Annotated in this window: 13 protein-coding genes; all 13 read left to right on the plus strand. The window is 47.6% G+C overall.

The genetic code is table 11. The annotated features are described in order from the left end of the window. Nucleotides 1-35: 35 nt before the first annotated feature. The 13 genes from K4H96_RS04200 (at nucleotide 36) to hisA (ending at nucleotide 15766) form a co-directional block, all read left to right on the plus strand. Nucleotides 36-578 carry a ClbS/DfsB family four-helix bundle protein gene (locus K4H96_RS04200; RefSeq protein ID WP_049553315.1) on the plus strand — a complete coding sequence of 181 codons (543 nt, stop codon included), beginning with the start codon at nucleotides 36-38 and terminating at the stop codon, nucleotides 576-578. Nucleotides 579-611: 33 nt separating this feature from the next. Beyond that, nucleotides 612-1457, plus strand: a complete 846-nt coding sequence (locus K4H96_RS04205) for a DUF4300 family protein (RefSeq protein WP_002900069.1) — start codon at nucleotides 612-614, stop codon at nucleotides 1455-1457. Nucleotides 1458-1503: 46 nt separating this feature from the next. Next, nucleotides 1504-1815, plus strand: a complete 312-nt coding sequence (locus K4H96_RS04210; protein ID WP_004186406.1) for a hypothetical protein — start codon at nucleotides 1504-1506, stop codon at nucleotides 1813-1815. A gap of 200 nt (nucleotides 1816-2015) precedes the next feature. Further along, nucleotides 2016-5297 (plus strand): ATP-dependent nuclease subunit B, encoded by a 3282-nt coding sequence (gene rexB, locus K4H96_RS04215; RefSeq protein WP_223337034.1) that lies wholly within the window; start codon nucleotides 2016-2018, stop codon nucleotides 5295-5297. After that, a complete protein-coding gene (gene addA, locus K4H96_RS04220) occupies nucleotides 5294-8968 on the plus strand; it encodes a helicase-exonuclease AddAB subunit AddA (RefSeq protein WP_223337033.1) in 3675 nt (1224 codons plus the stop codon). The genes rexB and addA overlap by 4 nt, the downstream gene beginning before the upstream one ends. A 33-nt stretch (nucleotides 8969-9001) precedes the next feature. Further along, nucleotides 9002-9307: a DUF4298 domain-containing protein gene (locus K4H96_RS04225; RefSeq protein ID WP_223337032.1), complete on the plus strand. Its 306-nt coding sequence runs from the start codon at nucleotides 9002-9004 to the stop codon at nucleotides 9305-9307. A gap of 471 nt (nucleotides 9308-9778) precedes the next feature. Next, nucleotides 9779-10837, plus strand: a complete 1059-nt coding sequence (gene hisC, locus K4H96_RS04230) for a histidinol-phosphate transaminase (RefSeq protein WP_223337031.1) — start codon at nucleotides 9779-9781, stop codon at nucleotides 10835-10837. A 55-nt stretch (nucleotides 10838-10892) separates the two neighbouring features. Next, complete coding sequence (locus K4H96_RS04235) at nucleotides 10893-11882, plus strand: ATP phosphoribosyltransferase regulatory subunit (RefSeq protein WP_002909408.1); 990 nt, start codon at nucleotides 10893-10895, stop codon at nucleotides 11880-11882. Beyond that, nucleotides 11879-12523: an ATP phosphoribosyltransferase gene (gene hisG, locus K4H96_RS04240; RefSeq protein ID WP_223337030.1), complete on the plus strand. Its 645-nt coding sequence runs from the start codon at nucleotides 11879-11881 to the stop codon at nucleotides 12521-12523. Before K4H96_RS04235 ends, hisG begins: the two co-directional genes overlap by 4 nt. Beyond that, nucleotides 12520-13812, plus strand: a complete 1293-nt coding sequence (hisD, locus tag K4H96_RS04245; RefSeq protein ID WP_223337029.1) for a histidinol dehydrogenase — start codon at nucleotides 12520-12522, stop codon at nucleotides 13810-13812. The genes hisG and hisD overlap by 4 nt, the downstream gene beginning before the upstream one ends. 11 nt (nucleotides 13813-13823) lie before the next feature. Continuing rightward, nucleotides 13824-14408: an imidazoleglycerol-phosphate dehydratase HisB gene (gene hisB / locus K4H96_RS04250; protein WP_002930878.1), complete on the plus strand. Its 585-nt coding sequence runs from the start codon at nucleotides 13824-13826 to the stop codon at nucleotides 14406-14408. Nucleotides 14409-14442: 34 nt separating this feature from the next. Continuing rightward, nucleotides 14443-15066, plus strand: a complete 624-nt coding sequence (gene hisH, locus K4H96_RS04255; RefSeq protein ID WP_223337028.1) for an imidazole glycerol phosphate synthase subunit HisH — start codon at nucleotides 14443-14445, stop codon at nucleotides 15064-15066. Further along, nucleotides 15044-15766 (plus strand): 1-(5-phosphoribosyl)-5-[(5-phosphoribosylamino)methylideneamino]imidazole-4-carboxamide isomerase, encoded by a 723-nt coding sequence (hisA, locus tag K4H96_RS04260; protein ID WP_223337027.1) that lies wholly within the window; start codon nucleotides 15044-15046, stop codon nucleotides 15764-15766. Before hisH ends, hisA begins: the two co-directional genes overlap by 23 nt.

The raw sequence follows: 15766 nt of genomic DNA on the forward strand, positions 1-15766 counted from the left end.
TTCCAAGAGCCTAAAGATGCAAGGAGTGCAATCTTATGCCTAGACCGAAAACTAAAGAAGATTTGATGCTAGCTGCTAAGGAAAACTATGAGAAGTTACAAACTCTCATTTCCAAGTTATCTGATCAAGAGTTACATACCCCTTTTGATTTTTCTCGGGATGAAAAGAAGAAAGAGGCCCATTGGAGACGAGATAAAAATGTAAGAGATGTTTTGATTCACCTCTATGAATGGCATCAGCTCTTGTTGGATTGGGTGTATTCCAATCAAAAGGGGCAAGAGCAGCCCTTTCTTCCTGCGCCCTACAACTGGAGGACCTATGGAGAGCTGAATCTGGAATTTTGGAAGAAACATCAAAAGACTTCTCTAAAAGAGGCAACTGAGATCTTTCATCAGTCCCATCAAGATGTTTTGAAGTTGGCAGACACATTTACAAACGAAGAATTATTTTCAAAAAAAGTCTATAAATGGGTCGGAGGGACTGAACTAGGTTCCTATTTTGTAAGTGCTACTTCCAGCCATTATGATTGGGCTATAAAAAAGTTGAAGGCTCATCAGAAAAATTGTAAAGCAAAATAGTCAATTGAATACAAATAGTGGAGAGAAATAAGAATGAAGAAATACAGCAAAATAATCATGTCCTGCGCCTGCTTAGCTTTGGCTTTTGGGCTGGTGGCATGTGCTAGTTCGCAGAAAAATAAAGAAACAAGTCAAACTACATCGACTTATTCAAATCTAAACAGTAAAAAGAGTGTCGAAGAAGTTAAGAATTTGTTGGCAGCCGACTTGGATAAAGACAGTGTCGATAACTTTGTCAATCTAGTCAATGACTACAATGGACTTGTTGGCTCTACTGGATTAACGGGCGATTTCACTAAGTTTACCAAAACCGAATATGATGTAGAAAAAATTAATCCTCTGTGGCAGGCAAAGAAGGGCGATTTTATCGGGACAAATTGTCGGATTAATACTTACACTTTGTTGAAAAATAGCATCGACATCCCTCAAATAGAAAAAGATGACGAACTCTTGTTCATAGATAATGATTCGATTGACAAGGGCAAGCTCTTTGATGCCAAGGATAAGGAAGAATTTAATATCCTGTTTTCAAGAGTCAAGACTGAAGCGACTCAAGATGTAAAAGTCCATGCTAAGAAGATGGAGGAATACTTCAAACAGTTCAAGTTTAGTGAAAAAGCACGGATGCTTTCTGTCATTGTCCACGACAATCTTGACGGTGATTCTCTCTTTGTAGGGCATGTCGGCGTCTTGGTTCCAGATAAAGACGGATATTTATTTATCGAAAAGCTGACCTTTGAAGAGCCTTACCAGGCTATCAAGTTTGCGACCAAGGAAGATGTCTACAAATACTTGCAGACCAAATATAAAGACTATACAGGGGAAGGTTTGGCCAAACCTTTTATCATGGACAACGATAAGTGGGTAGAGGGTAAATAGTGTGCTTTAGTTGGCATTAAGAAAATAGAACTGGGAGATTTAGCGTATGGAATTAAAAGATTTTACAGAAAAAGAGCAAGAGCAGATCAATCAAGGGCTCAGCACCGCAGAAATTTCCGATAAGGAAGCTGCCAAAAAGATTCTGGCACTCGTGCCTGAGGAATGGATTAAGAGGATTCCTTTCTTCGTGAGAGGCCATGCGATGACCAAGACGGTTGAGAGAGTTGCCAAGCAATATCCTGAACTATTCGCTGTTGCTAAGCAGCAAGGCGAACTTCCTAACAAGGAAAGAGAAGAATTGCGCGTGGTTATGACAAGCATTTTTGAAGAAAAGATGAATAAGCATAAGATTAAATGAGCCCTTACTTTGAAAGAAGTGAGAGCCTTAGGAAGTCACTGGAGGCAGTGGCTTTTTCATTTATTTCTTGGTGCGGCATGATTGTCAGAGAAGTACTATTTTAGCGATAAAGTTTGCCCCGGCTTTGAAAGTATAGCTCATGAGAATTATCGGTAAAAATGGTATAATGTTCCTATATTTTCTAGAGGAAAAGGCAGGCTATGAAATTACTTTATACAGATATTCGCCATTCTTTGACCAAGGTTTTGGTGGCTGAGGCTGAGAGCTTGGTGGCGGCCGGTAAGCGAGTCTTTTATATTGCGCCTAATTCGCTTTCTTTTGAGAAGGAGCGGGCGGTTTTGGAGTGCCTGAAGACTCAGGCTTCCTTTGCCATTACGGTGACGCGCTTTGCCCAGATGGCTCGGTATTTTGTCCTCAATGATGTTCGGCAAGGGCAGAGTTTGGACGATATTGGTCTGGGAATGCTGATTTATCGGACCTTGACAGAGCTGGATGATGGAGATCTTAAGGTCTATGGCCGGATTAAGAAGGATGCCCAGTTTATCCAGCAACTGATGGACCTTTACCATGAACTGCAGACCGCTCAAATGTCCTTTGCGGATCTGGAATTTCTTGAGGAGCCTGAGAAGCGGGAGGAACTGGTCAAGATTTTTACTGCGGTGACTGCTGCTCTGAATAAGGGCAATTTTGATTCGTCTTCTCAGATTGCTGCTTTTACCCAGCATATTCTGGCTGGCGACACAGATAAAGAATTGGCAGATTTGGCTCTGGTCATCGATGGCTTTACTCGTTTTTCTGCCGAAGAGGAATACCTGGTCGGTCTCCTGCATCGAAAAGGTGTGGAGATTGTTATCGGGACCTATGCCAGCCAAAAAGCCTATCGAGCGGCCTTTCGTGAGGGCAATCTCTATCAAGCCAGCGTGGATTTTTTGAGAAAGCTGGCCGAGGATTATCAGGTCAAGCCTGACTATATACCTCATGCGGAAGCAGAAGATGCCTTTGGACGGATTTCTAAGGTCTTGGAGAGTCGTTATGATTTTTCTGAGCCGGCTGTTGAAGTTAGTGAGATAGACCGCTCACAGCTTCAAATTTGGGCTACTATGAACCAGAAAGAAGAGCTGGAGTATGTGGCTAAGTCCATCCGGCAGCGGGTTCATGATGGTGTGCGCTATAAGGATATTCGTCTGCTTTTGGGAGATGTGGAAGCCTACCAGCTTCAGCTCAAGACCATTTTTGACCACTATCAGATTCCCTACTATCTGGGGCGGAGCGAGTCAATGGTTCAGCATCCGCTGGTTCAGTTTGTTGAGTCCTTGGAGCGGCTCAAACGCTATAACTTCCAACTGGAAGACCTGCTCAATCTCTTAAAGACAGGGCTCTACGGAGATTTGACTCAGGAGGAGCTGGATCATTTTGAGCAATATCTGCGCTTTGCGGATATCAAGGGAGCTAGCAAGCTAGCTAAGGATTTCACGGCCAATAGCCAAGGGAAATTTGACCTAGACCGTCTCAATCATATTCGTCGTCGGGTCATGACTCCACTGCAAGACTTTTTCAAATCCCGTAGTCAGACGGCGTCTGGTCTCTTAGCTAAGTTTACGGAGTTCGTCCAAGCAGCCCGTTTGTCTGACAATTTGACGGCTCTACTACAGGGAGAAAGTCAGCAGGAGCAGGAGCGCCATGAGGAAGTCTGGAAGGCTTTCAGTCATGTCTTAGAGCAGTTTGCTCAGGTCTTTGCAGATAGCAAGGTCAAACTGGATGATTTTCTAGTTTTGGTCCTCTCAGGCATGCTTTTGTCCAACTATCGGACGGTGCCGGCGACAGTAGATGTGGTCAAGGTACAGTCTTATGACCTGATAGAGCCTTTAGCAGCTCCTTATGTCTACGCGATTGGACTGACCCAAGAGCGTTTCCCGAAAATCGCGCAAAACAAGAGTCTGCTTAGTGATGAAGATCGGGCTCGGCTCAATGACGCAACGGATTCTCAGGCCGAACTGCAGATTGCCAGTTCAGAAAATCTCAAGAAGAATCGCTATACAGCGCTTTCGTTGATTAATTCTTCTACTAAAGAGCTGGTCTTGTCTGCGCCAGCCTTGGTCAATGAAGTAGAGGACAGCATGTCGACCTATCTACTGGAATTGATTGCAGCTCCCCTTTCCTTGCCCATCATTGTCAAAAAGCCTCAAGCTTCCAGTGACGATATTGGCAGCTACCGAGCTCTCTTGTCTCAAATCATCGAGCTCCACCAAGAGGAGATTGATCGAGAGTGGACAACGGAGGAGCAGACTTTTTGGGCAGTGGCTGTGCGGGTTCTCCGCAAGAAGTTAGCAGCAGAGGGCATCAGCATTCCGCAAATCAGCAAGGAACTAAAAACGGAGACTCTGCAGCCGGAAACTCTGCAAGCCCTCTACCCTCAGGAGCAGCCTCTCCGACTTTCAGCCTCTGCTCTCAACGAATATTTCCGGCATCAGTATGGTTATTTTCTCAGGTATGTTCTGCGCCTGCAGGAAGAGTGGACTATTCATCCCGATGCTCGCAGTCATGGGATTTTCCTCCATCGGATCTTTGAAAAGGTCCTGCAGGATGATTCGTCAGCTGATTTTGACCGGCGTTTGGCGCAGGCTATGGAAGAGACCAGCCGAGAGTCTGAGTTTGAGAACATCTACAGTGAGTCAGGTCAGACCCGTTTTGCGCGCCAGCTCTTGCTAGATACGGCGCGGGCGACCGGCCGTGTGTTGGCTCATCCAACCGGGATTGAGACTATTGGCGAGGAGACTGGCTTTGGCTCAGCTTCTAAGCCTTTCCTGACCTTGGAAAATGGCAGAGCAGTGACCGTGAGCGGTAAGGTGGACCGGATTGACCGTCTGACTAAGACCGAGAGTTTGGGAGTGGTGGACTATAAGTCTGGCGATATTAAGTTCAGCTTTGAAAAATTCTTTAACGGACTGAATTCTCAGCTGCCGACCTATCTGGCAGCGATTGAGGAGTTAGCAGACTATCAAGAGGATAAGGGAACTTTTGGCGCCATGTATTTGCAGATGACTGATCCGATTATGGCGCTTAAAGATACCAAGACCTTGGCGGATGCGGTCAATCAGTCTATGAAGCCATTGCAGTACAAGGGACTTTTTGTGGCTGATGCTGTCAAGGAGCTTGGTCCGCTCTATGAAAAAAATAAGACCAACTTGCTGAGCCGGGAGGACTTGGACTTACTGCTGGCCTATAATGCTTATCTCTACAAAAAAGCTGCAGAAGGCATTCTATCGGGCCATTTTGCAGTCAATCCTTATATAGAGAATGGGCGCAGCATTGCTCCTTATGTAGAGCAGTTTAAGGCTATTACTGGCTTTGAAGCCAATCTACACCTGGGACAGGCACGCCAATTAGAAAAGCTGGATGCAAGCAAGTTTGATAGGCGTCCGACTGGTGAGAAGTTGCGCCAGGCCTGGCTAGAAAAGATGAGGGAGGAGATGGAAAAATGAAGAGAATTCCTTTTTTAACTGCAGAAGAAATTGCTCTTAAGCAAGCCCAAGAAGCTGCTTCGGACAAGCCACAGAAAAAGACGGCAGAGCAGATTGAGGCCATCTACTCCTCTGGCCAGAATATTCTGGTCTCCGCTTCGGCCGGCTCGGGTAAGACTTTTGTCATGGTCCAGCGGATTATTGACCAGATTCTAAGAGGTGTTGCTGTCAGTCAGCTCTTTATCTCAACCTTTACTGTTAAGGCAGCAGGCGAGCTAAAAGAGAGGTTGGAGAAGGAACTGGGGCAGGCCTTGAAAAAGGCCGATAGTCCTGAACTCAAGCAACATTTGGCTCAGCAATTGGCTGATCTGCCCAATGCCGATATTGGTACTATGGACGCCTTTACTCAGAAAGTGCTTAGTCGCTATGGTTACCTGCTTGGTTTAGCGCCAAATTTTCGGATTCTCCAGTCTGCCAGTGAGCAGCTGATTCTGCAAAATGAAGTTTTCAGTCAAGTGTTTGACCGTTACTATGACAGCGAGCGTCAGGCTTTGTTTAGCCGTTTGGTTAAGAATTTCACTGGTAAGCGCAGGGATTTATCAGGTTTCCGAGAGCAAGTTTATCGGATTTACAGCTTTCTGCAATCAACCAGCAGTCCTCAGCGCTGGCTGGAAGAGACCTTCCTCTATGGTTATGAGCACAGCGACTTTGCAGCAGAAAGAGAGCGGGTATTTGACCAAATCAAATCAGCCCTTTGGGAGCTGGAAGCTTTCTTTTCTGCCCATCTGGAGCATGAAGGAAGAGAATTTGCAGGTGCTAAATATCAGGAAAATGTCCAAGATGCTCTGACCGTCTTAGCAGGCCTGAATGAATTGTCATCGATAGAGGACACGGCTCAGATTCTCAAGCAGATCGTGACACTTTCCCAACTTTCCAATGGCCAGGCCTTTACAGCTCGGGTTGGCAAGAATGCTGACGAGCTCAAAAAAGAAATGGCCAAGGACTACAATGAGGCCAGGAAGCCTATGATTGAGCGGCTGCGAAGCTTTGACCAGCAGCTTTATCAGATGGACTTTATCGAGCAGCACCAGGATGAATGCCTGCCTCTGGTTGAGCTTCTGCGGGATTTTGTGGCGGACTTTGCACAGGCCTACTTGGAGCGAAAGAAAGTAGAAAATGCCTTTGAATTTGGTGACATCAGCCATTTTGCTATTGAGATTTTAGAGAGATTCCCAGAGGTGCGGCGCTTTTATCAGGAGCGCTACCACGAGGTCATGGTAGACGAGTATCAGGATACCAACCACACGCAGGAGCGAATGCTGGACTTACTTTCCAGAGGGCAAAATCGTTTTATGGTGGGCGATATCAAGCAGTCTATCTATCGTTTCCGTCAAGCGGATCCACAGATTTTCAGTGATAAGTTTAAAGTCTATCAAGAGGATAGCAGTCAGGGTAAACTAATCGTCCTTAAGGAAAATTTTCGCAGTCATCTTGAGGTGCTGGAAGCGACCAACGATGTTTTTAAACGCCTGATGGATGAAGAAGTGGGAGAAATTGACTACAATGAAACCCACTATCTGGTAGCTGGAAATCCAGCCAAACGAGAGCCTAATCCAGCTAACCGCGCTTCCTTCTTAATCTATGAAGGCTCCAAGGAGAGTCCGGAAGAGGAGACTGATGAAGGCTTGCCACAGGCAGTATCAGCTGGGGAAGTGGACCTAGTCATCAAGGAAATCATCCGCCTGCACAATGAAGAGGGAGTGGCTTTTAAAGATATCACGCTCCTGACGGCATCCAGAACTCGTAATGACTTGATTTTGGCTGCCTTTGAGGAGCACCAAATCCCGCTGGTACCAGATGATGGTGCAGCAAACTATCTGCAGTCGGTTGAGGTCTTAGTCATGCTAGATACTCTGCGGACCATCAATAATCCGCTGAATGACTATGCCCTGACCGCCCTTCTCAAGTCTCCCATGTTTGACTTTGGTGAGGACGAGCTAGCTCGGCTGTCCCTGCAGGTCAGTCAAGAGCGTTCTCAGGAAAATCTTTATGAAAAGCTGGTTAATGCCCTTGAAGGTAGAGGTTTGCAAACAGCTTTAGTCACCCAGGAACTGCAGAAAAAGCTGCAGCATTTCCATGAGACCCTGCAAGGCTGGCGGACTTATTCCAAGACGCATTCGCTGTATGATTTGATTTGGAAGATTTACCAGGACCGTTTCTACTATGACATGGTGGGGACTCTAGTCAATGGTGCCCAGAGACAGGCCAATCTCTATGCTCTCTCTTTGCGGGCTAATGAGTATGAAAAGTCTAGCTTTAAAGGTCTCTCTCGCTTTATCGGGATGATAGACCGTATCTTAGAAAATCAGCACGATCTAGCCAGTGTGCCAGTGGCGGCGCCTAAGGACGCCGTTCGTCTCATGACCATTCATAAGAGTAAGGGGCTGGAGTTCAAGTATGTCTTTCTGCTCAATATGGACAAGGCTTTCAACCGTCAGGATAGCAGCTCTGCTATCATCCTTAGCCGGACCAAAGGAGTCGGCATCAAGTATGTGGCGAATGTATCGGTGTCTGTGGAAGATCCTTATGCGCCAAATCAGCTGCGTATTTCCATGGATACGCTGCCTTATCAGCAGAATCTAGCGGAGCTGCAGTTGGCCAGTTTGTCTGAGCAAATGCGTTTGCTTTATGTGGCCATGACGCGGGCTGAAACCAAGCTTTATCTGGTCGGCAAGGGCAGTCAAGAGGTTTTGGATAAGCGTCAGTGGGGCAAGAGCCAACAAGGGCGTTTGTCTGCCAGTCTGCGCAGCCAGCTCAGTAATTTCCAAGACTGGCTCTATGCCATTCAGGCTGTTTTTTCCGATGAGAATCTTGCCTACGAGACCCGTTTTGTTACTGATGAGGAGCTAACTGCTGAAGAGATAGGGCGAATTAATGAGCCTGTGCACTTTCCAGCGGATGATTTGGCGGATAATCGTCAGTCGGACGACATCCGTCGGGCTCTGGATATTTTAGAAAGCGTGGATCGGCTGAATAGCCAGTACCAATCTGCCATTGAGCTGCCTAGTGTGCGGACACCTAGTCAGATTAAGAAATTCTATGAGCCAATCATGGATATGGATGGTCTGGATATCATGGATGAGCGAGCAGTTTTTCGGCCGCAGCCCAGCTTTGAGTTGCCTGATTTTGGCAAGAAAGCCAAAGTGACTGGGGCTCAAGTCGGCAGTGCCGTTCATGAACTCATGCAGCGGATTCCTTTAGATAGCAGGCCCAGCATGGCTGTACTTCGTTCTGCCTTGGCTCAGGTTCAGGCCGATGAAGCGGTCAAAAATCAGATTCAGCTGCCTAAGATTGCATCTTTCTTCGAGACGGATTTGGGACGCCTCTTGATTGAGAACAGTGACAGAGTTCGTCGAGAAGCACCATTTGCCATGCTCAAGAGGGATGACGCTAGCGGTCAGGAATTTGTTTTGCGGGGTATTTTGGATGGTTACCTGCTTTTTGAGGACCGGATTATCCTCTTTGACTACAAGACGGATAAATACAAGGATTCGTCTGAGTTGATTGCTCGCTACCGTAGCCAGCTAGACTTATATGCTCAAGCTCTCAGCCGCTCTTATGGCATTTCGCAGATTGAAAAATATTTGATTCTGCTAGGCGGTGAGCAGCTGCAGGTAGTTCAGGTGGACTGATTCGTTTGTCGTGTTCGGAAAGGAAGGAAGCCTGTGGAACAGTTAGAACGGATTCAAAAAATGGAAAAGCACCTGAATAAATATTCTCAGGTATTGGCAAGAGCTCAGGAAGCTTTAGCTGAACTAGAGCGCTTCCAGTCAGATTATATCCAGCTGAGGGACTACTATACTGGTCAGGAATTTTTTGATGATTTAGAATTCTCGAATGGACCGGATTTCCCTGAAAATATAGCTTGCGGCGTCTTAAGCGAAGATGCTGTCTATGATCTGATGGGGGAGCATTTTGAAACAGCGATTAGTTTGTTGGATTTGTCTAGTGCCATGCTGAAAGAACGTTAATTTATTTAGAAAGAAAAAAATAATTAATTTTTTTCAATTTTCCTCTTGCTTTTTAATAAAAATTCATGTAGAATATTCAACAATAAATTGAAAGCGATGAGAGAAAAAGTCTGAGACAAGAAACAGAGAGTGCCTAATGGTGAGACGGCATGCAATCCTTAGACGACACATTCTTGAGTGCGGATGCGAAATCAGTCAGCAGTCTGAGACTAGTGTCCGACGGCTGATTGCCGTTATCAATCTGGAGTCCCGTACTCCCAGAGGGTCCTCAGGCGACTGAGGTCCGAATAAAGGTGGAACCACGTGTCAACGTCCTTGCAAAGTTTTTTTGCGAGGGCTTTTTATTATATTTAAACCAGAAGATTCCCTATTTTCGTTACCAAAGCGGTAAATTCCGTCTTTCATTTATTAGAAGTTCTAAAAGATAATCAGAGTCAGATAATGGCTAGTGTGTGAAAGAGAGGTGACAAGATGGTTAAGCTAAAAGGTCTCAGGCAGATTAATCCCTATGTAGCAGGGCAGCAGCCCAATGAGCCAGACATGATTAAGCTCAATACCAATGAAAATGCTTATGGACCAAGTCCTAAGGTGGCAGAGGTCCTGCAGAACTTTGATGTCCAGGAGTTGCGCAAGTATTCCAGTTTGGATCAGGCGGAGCTCTGTCAAGCTTTGGCGGCAAATTTAGGTATTTCGCCCGACCAGCTCATTATTGGTAACGGGAGTGATGACATCTTGTCCATGGCTTTCCTGGCCTTCTTTAACAGCGGCGAGTCGGTCTTATTTCCGGACTTGACCTATGGTTTTTACAAGGTTTGGGCGGACCTCTACCACGTGCCTTTTCGAGAAATCCCTCTGACAGCCGATTTTGAGGTCCATCCGTCAGATTATTTTGGAGATAATGGCGGTATTATCCTAGCCAATCCCAATGCTCCGACGGGGATTTATCTGCCGCTGGATCAGTTGGAGGAAATTCTAGCATCCAATCAGGATGTGGTCGTGGTGGTGGATGAGGCCTATATTCACTTTGGCGGTCAATCTGCCTTGCCTCTGCTAGACACCTATCCCAACCTCTTTATCACACGGACCTTTTCCAAGGATGCTGCCTTAGCTGGTCTGCGAGTGGGCTACGGTATCGGTCATCCAGACTTAATAGCTGTCATGAAAGCTGTCAAGGATTCCATTAATCCTTACTCGGTGGATCTGTTGGCAGAGCGCTTGGCCCTTGCTGCGGTGGAAGATTGGGATTATTATCTGGAGACTGGCAGAGCCATACAAGAGACCCGAGATTGGTTTGCTGGGGAATTGTCTGCGCTGGATTTCCAAGTCCTGCCTAGTCAGACCAACTTTGTCTTAGCCCAGCCTAGTGGAATTTCTGCAGCAGAGCTTTTTCAGCAGTTAGAGGAGCGTCGGATTTATGTGCGGTATTTTCCAAAAGCAGAACGAATCAAGGACTTCCTGCGCATCTCTATCGGACGGCGAGAGGAGATGGAAAAAGTACTGGCAGCTATCAAGGACATTTGCAGTAGCTGAGAGTTAGACTCAAAGCCATCCAGTGTAAAAATAGAGCAAGAAAGGAAAGCAGCCTATGAATAAAATCACCCTTCCGATTGGCATGCATGACAAGCTTTTCAAGAGGGCGCGTGTGACTTACGAGATTGAGCGGGACATCAGTGATTTCCTGATGGCTCAGGGCTTCAATCGGATTGACACACCGACTTTGGAGCACTTCGAGGTCTTCAGTGACTATGTGGAGCCCCATCATTATCATCTTTTCGATAAAAAAGGCGAGCTACTGGTTCTACGGCCAGATGTGACCAGCCAGATTGGTCGGGTTATTGCTTCGACCAGGGTGCATACGCCTACCAAGTTTTCCTATTCGGGCAAGGTCTTTCACTATCAAGAAGAGCTGCGCGGTCTTGCCAACGAGCTCAGCCAAGCTGGTATTGAGATTATCGGCTATCCAGCTCGCAAGGCGGTGCTTGAGGCTATCAAGACAGCCAAGCAGTCGCTGGATTTAGCGCAGGTTAAGTCTTATCAGTTTGAGTTTTCCCATGCAGCAATCCTGCAGACAATCCTAGAGAGTCTGGCCTTGGATTCGCAGGAGGAGGCCCAGCTGCTTGATTATATTCGCAAGAAAAACAGGACGGGACTCTTTGAATTCACCCAGACCAGATCGAGTGAATTTGATGATTTTTTACAGGAGCTGCCTTATCTGTTCGGCCCTAGCCAACAGGTTTTAGCTAGGGCCAGAGAGCTGGTTGACAACGAGAGAATATTGACAGCTCTAGATGATATAGAGCAGGTTCTGCAGAGCCTATCAGGATTGCTGGATCAGACAACCATGGACCTAGGGCAGGTAGCGGCCATGCCATACTATACTGGTCTGACCTTTAAGGTCTTTGGTGACCGAGTGCCAGATGCTTTTCTATCTGGTGGTCGCTATGACCAGCTTTTCAAGCGCTTTGGGGCAGCAGAACTGACAGCTATCGGCTGGTCCCTAGACATTGACAGTGTCTATCAGGCCATTCATGATGACCTACCGGACGAGGGTGGAAAGGAAGGTGATGGCAGATGAGTCAGATTACCATTGCCCTGACCAAGGGGCGGATTGAGAAAGATACGGTCAAGCTCTTGACCCAGGCTGGCTTTGATATGTCCTTCATGGCAGACAAGGGGCGCAGCTTGATTTTTGAAAGTCCAGACAGTCGCTTTCGCTTTCTCTTGGTCAAAGGGCCTGATGTGACGACCTATGTGCGCCATGGAGTCGCTGATTTGGGCATTGTCGGCAAGGATATTCTCTTTGAGCATCCGACTGGCTATCTGGAGCTGCTGGATCTGAACTTTGGGCTTTGTAAATTTTCACTGGCCTCGGTGCCCAGCTATGACCCTCATGATCACAAGCGCAAGCGGATTGCGACCAAGTACCCGACGGTGGCGACTGATTATTTTAATCAAAAGGGGGAAGATGTGGAAATCATCTCCATCCAAGGTAGCGTGGAGATTTCACCGGTGCTGGGTCTGGCGGATGCCATTGTCGATATTGTGGAGACAGGGCATACCCTGTCAGCTAACGGCCTGCTGGTTTTTGAAGACATTTGTCGGGTGTCAGCCCGGCTCATTGCTAATCAGGCTTCCCTGAAAAATAACCCGGATATCATGCCTTTTGTGGCAAAGTTTGAATCCCTAGTAGGAAGAAGAGAGGTGGCTTTTAAATGATAATTATCAAGCGTTTAAGTGGAAGTAACGAAGAAATTTCACGGATTTTATACGAAGAGCAGCTGCAGCTCAGCCAGCAGAACTTAGATGTGGAAGAAGCGGTGGCTGAGATTATAGAAACGGTCAAACAGGACGGTGACCAAGCTTTAAGAGACTATACCATGCTCTTTGACAAGGTTGAGGTGACAGATTTTGAGATTGGGCAGGAGCTGATTGATCAGGCTTTTGAGGAGATTGATCCAGAGGTCTTGGCCGCCTTGAAACATGCCCAAGCCAATATCGAATCCTACCACCGCCAGCAGTTGGAGACTGGTTTTGAGGATAGTCCCAGCGAGGGCGTTGTCCGTGGTCAGTTGATTCGGCCGATTGAGCGGGTCGGCACCTATGTACCTGGCGGCACCGCAGCCTATCCGTCCTCCGTCCTCATGAATGTTATCCCAGCTAAGATTGCCGGTGTCAAAGAAATCATCATGATTACACCGCCCCAGGAGCATTTTACCCCAGCGATTTTGGTCGCAGCCAAGCTGGCTGGTGTGGATCGGATTTTCCAAATTGGCGGAGCCCAAGGTGTAGCAGCTCTGGCTTATGGAACTGAGACCATTCCCAAGGTAGATAAGATAACGGGACCTGGCAATATCTTTGTGGCTACGGCCAAGAAGATGGTTTATGGTGTCGTGGGAATTGACATGATTGCTGGGCCTTCGGAGATTGGAGTCATTGCGGATCGTTCAGCCAGTCCAGTCTATGTGGCGGCCGACCTTCTATCGCAAGCTGAGCACGACAAGCTAGCTCGGGCTATTCTGGTGACCGACTCGGAGGTGCTGGCAGATCAAGTCGAAGCAGAGCTGGACAGACAGTTGAAAGAGCTGCCGCGAGAGGAAATCGCGCGTGCTTCGATTGAGAACAACGGCCGCATCATTCTTGCGCCTTCTAAGGAAGCCATGTTTGAGCTCATGAATCAGGTGGCACCTGAGCATTTGGAAATTGCCATGGATGATGCTTACAGCTATCTGGATCAGGTTGAAAATGCTGGTTCTGTCTTTCTGGGGCATTATACTAGCGAGCCGATCGGTGACTACTATGCGGGAGCCAACCACGTTTTACCGACAACCAGCACCAGCCGTTTTTCATCAGCTCTGGGTGTCTATGACTTCATCAAGCGCATCCAGTACACCCAGTACAGCCGTGCTGCTGTAGGTGCAGCTGACAAGGATATTACCAGTCTGGCCTATGCAGAAGGCCTGCAGGGACATGCTAAGGCCATCGAAGCCCGCAGACAGGAAAAATAAAAGGAGTTGCCATGAGACAAGCTGAAATCAAGCGTAAAACACAGGAGACCGATATTGAACTGGCTGTCAATCTTGACCAACAGGAGCCGGTAGCTATCGAGACCGGTGTCGGATTCTTTGACCATATGCTGACCCTTTTTGCCCGCCACAGTCGGATTTCTCTGACGGTCAAGGCTGAAGGCGACCTATGGGTGGACAGCCACCATACGGTTGAGGATGTGGGCATCGTGCTAGGGCAAGCTCTACGTCAGGCTTTGGGAGACAAGGCAGGTATCAACCGCTACGGCACTAGCTTTGTGCCTATGGACGAAACCCTAGGCATGGCCAGTCTGGACTTATCCGGTCGCTCCTATCTGGTCTTTGAGGCGGATTTTGACAATCCCAAGCTTGGAAATTTTGACACCGAGCTAGTGGAGGAATTTTTCCAAGCCCTAGCCTTTAATCTGCAGATGAATCTGCACCTGAAAGTCCTTCATGGCAAGAACAGCCACCACAAGGCGGAAAGTCTCTTTAAAGCGAGTGGCCGAGCTCTGCGGGAGGCTATTACCATAAATCCTGAGATTCATGGAGTCAACTCCACCAAGGGCTTGCTCTAGCTTGTCCTTCTGAGTGAAAGGAGTTGATGTAGAGATGATGATTGTTATTGATTATGACGCGGGAAATACTGCCAATGTTCTCCGCGCTCTGGCTCAGGTCGGAGTAGAAGCGCGTCTGTCAGCTGACCCGCAGGAAATTTTGGACGCTGATGGTTTGGTTTTACCTGGTGTCGGTGCTTTTCCTGCGGCTATGCAGGAGTTGGAAAAGCGAGGGCTGGTGTCAGTTATTCAGCAGGCTGTGGCTGATGGCAAGCCTCTCTTGGGGATTTGCTTAGGGATGCAGCTCCTGCTGGAGGTTGGATTGGAGAATGGTCAAAGCTCTGGACTGGGTTTGATTCCCGGTGTTTGCCGCCGGATTCCGGACCAGGCTGGTCTGCCTGTACCTCACATGGGCTGGAATGACTTACAAATTCAGCAGTCGTCTGCTTTGACAGCTGGTCTTGATGGCCAGTCAGTCTATTTCGTCCATAGCTACTATACGGATGTTCCAGAGGAGTACTTGGATGTGACGGCTGATTATGGGCTGCCTATCCCAGCCATGATTCACCGAGGCTCGGTCTTTGGCTGCCAGTTTCACCCAGAAAAGTCTGGTGCTGTTGGCCTCGGTATCCTAGAGAAGTTTAAGGAGTATGTCTATGAAAATACTGCCCGCTATTGATATCAAAGATGGCCAGGCCGTCCGCCTTTTTAAAGGGGATTTTAATCAGAAGACGGTAGTCAATCCCGATGTCTTGGAGCAAGCTCAAGTTTTCAAAGAAGCTGGGGTTACCATGATTCATGTGGTTGACTTGGATGGGGCCTTAGAAGGTCGGGCGGCCAATCGAGATTTGATTGCCCAGATTAAAGCGGAGACTGGTCTAGCTATCCAAGTCGGGGGCGGCATCCGCAGTCTGGAGCAGATTGAAGATTACCTGGCGGTTGGCATTGACCGTGTCATTATTGGCTCTATGGCTGTTAAGAATCCTGAATTTGTTGAGGCTGCGCTAGAGAGCTTTGGAAGCAGCAAAATCGTGATTGGCATTGATGCGAAAGAGGGGCTGGTTGCGACTGAGGGTTGGCTGGAGACCAGCAATCAGAACTATATCAGCCTGGCGCTGGCCATGGAAAAGATCGGTGTCCGACTCTTTGTATATACGGATGTAGACCGAGACGGTACTCTGACTGGCCCCAATATCCAGCATTATCAAAAATTGCTGGCGTCCCTCAAGCATGCTCAAGTCATTGCCTCTGGCGGCATCCAGTCAGCGGATGACTTAGAAGAGCTGAAAAAACTAGGCTTGGCTGGAGCCATTGTAGGCAAGGCCTATTACAGTGGACGAATTAGCCTAGAGCAGATCAAGGAAGCAGAAAGGGGCTAG

It is taken from the genome of Streptococcus sanguinis (genome assembly GCF_020729765.1).
Classification (GTDB): domain Bacteria; phylum Bacillota; class Bacilli; order Lactobacillales; family Streptococcaceae; genus Streptococcus; species Streptococcus sanguinis_Q.

Excerpts from the sequence above, each read along its gene's own strand:
- K4H96_RS04205 (WP_002900069.1), top strand. The coding sequence starts at position 612 with ATGAAGAAATACAGCAAAATAATCATGTCCTGCGCCTGCTTAGCTTTG.
- hisB (WP_002930878.1), top strand. The coding sequence starts at position 13,824 with ATGAGACAAGCTGAAATCAAGCGTAAAACACAGGAGACCGATATTGAA.
- hisG (WP_223337030.1), top strand. The coding sequence starts at position 11,879 with ATGAGTCAGATTACCATTGCCCTGACCAAGGGGCGGATTGAGAAAGAT.
- hisD (WP_223337029.1), top strand. The coding sequence starts at position 12,520 with ATGATAATTATCAAGCGTTTAAGTGGAAGTAACGAAGAAATTTCACGG.
- K4H96_RS04200 (WP_049553315.1), top strand. The coding sequence starts at position 36 with ATGCCTAGACCGAAAACTAAAGAAGATTTGATGCTAGCTGCTAAGGAA.
- hisA (WP_223337027.1), top strand. The coding sequence starts at position 15,044 with ATGAAAATACTGCCCGCTATTGATATCAAAGATGGCCAGGCCGTCCGC.
- rexB (WP_223337034.1), top strand. The coding sequence starts at position 2,016 with ATGAAATTACTTTATACAGATATTCGCCATTCTTTGACCAAGGTTTTG.
- addA (WP_223337033.1), top strand. The coding sequence starts at position 5,294 with ATGAAGAGAATTCCTTTTTTAACTGCAGAAGAAATTGCTCTTAAGCAA.
- K4H96_RS04235 (WP_002909408.1), top strand. The coding sequence starts at position 10,893 with ATGAATAAAATCACCCTTCCGATTGGCATGCATGACAAGCTTTTCAAG.
- K4H96_RS04210 (WP_004186406.1), top strand. The coding sequence starts at position 1,504 with ATGGAATTAAAAGATTTTACAGAAAAAGAGCAAGAGCAGATCAATCAA.
- hisC (WP_223337031.1), top strand. The coding sequence starts at position 9,779 with ATGGTTAAGCTAAAAGGTCTCAGGCAGATTAATCCCTATGTAGCAGGG.
- hisH (WP_223337028.1), top strand. The coding sequence starts at position 14,443 with ATGATGATTGTTATTGATTATGACGCGGGAAATACTGCCAATGTTCTC.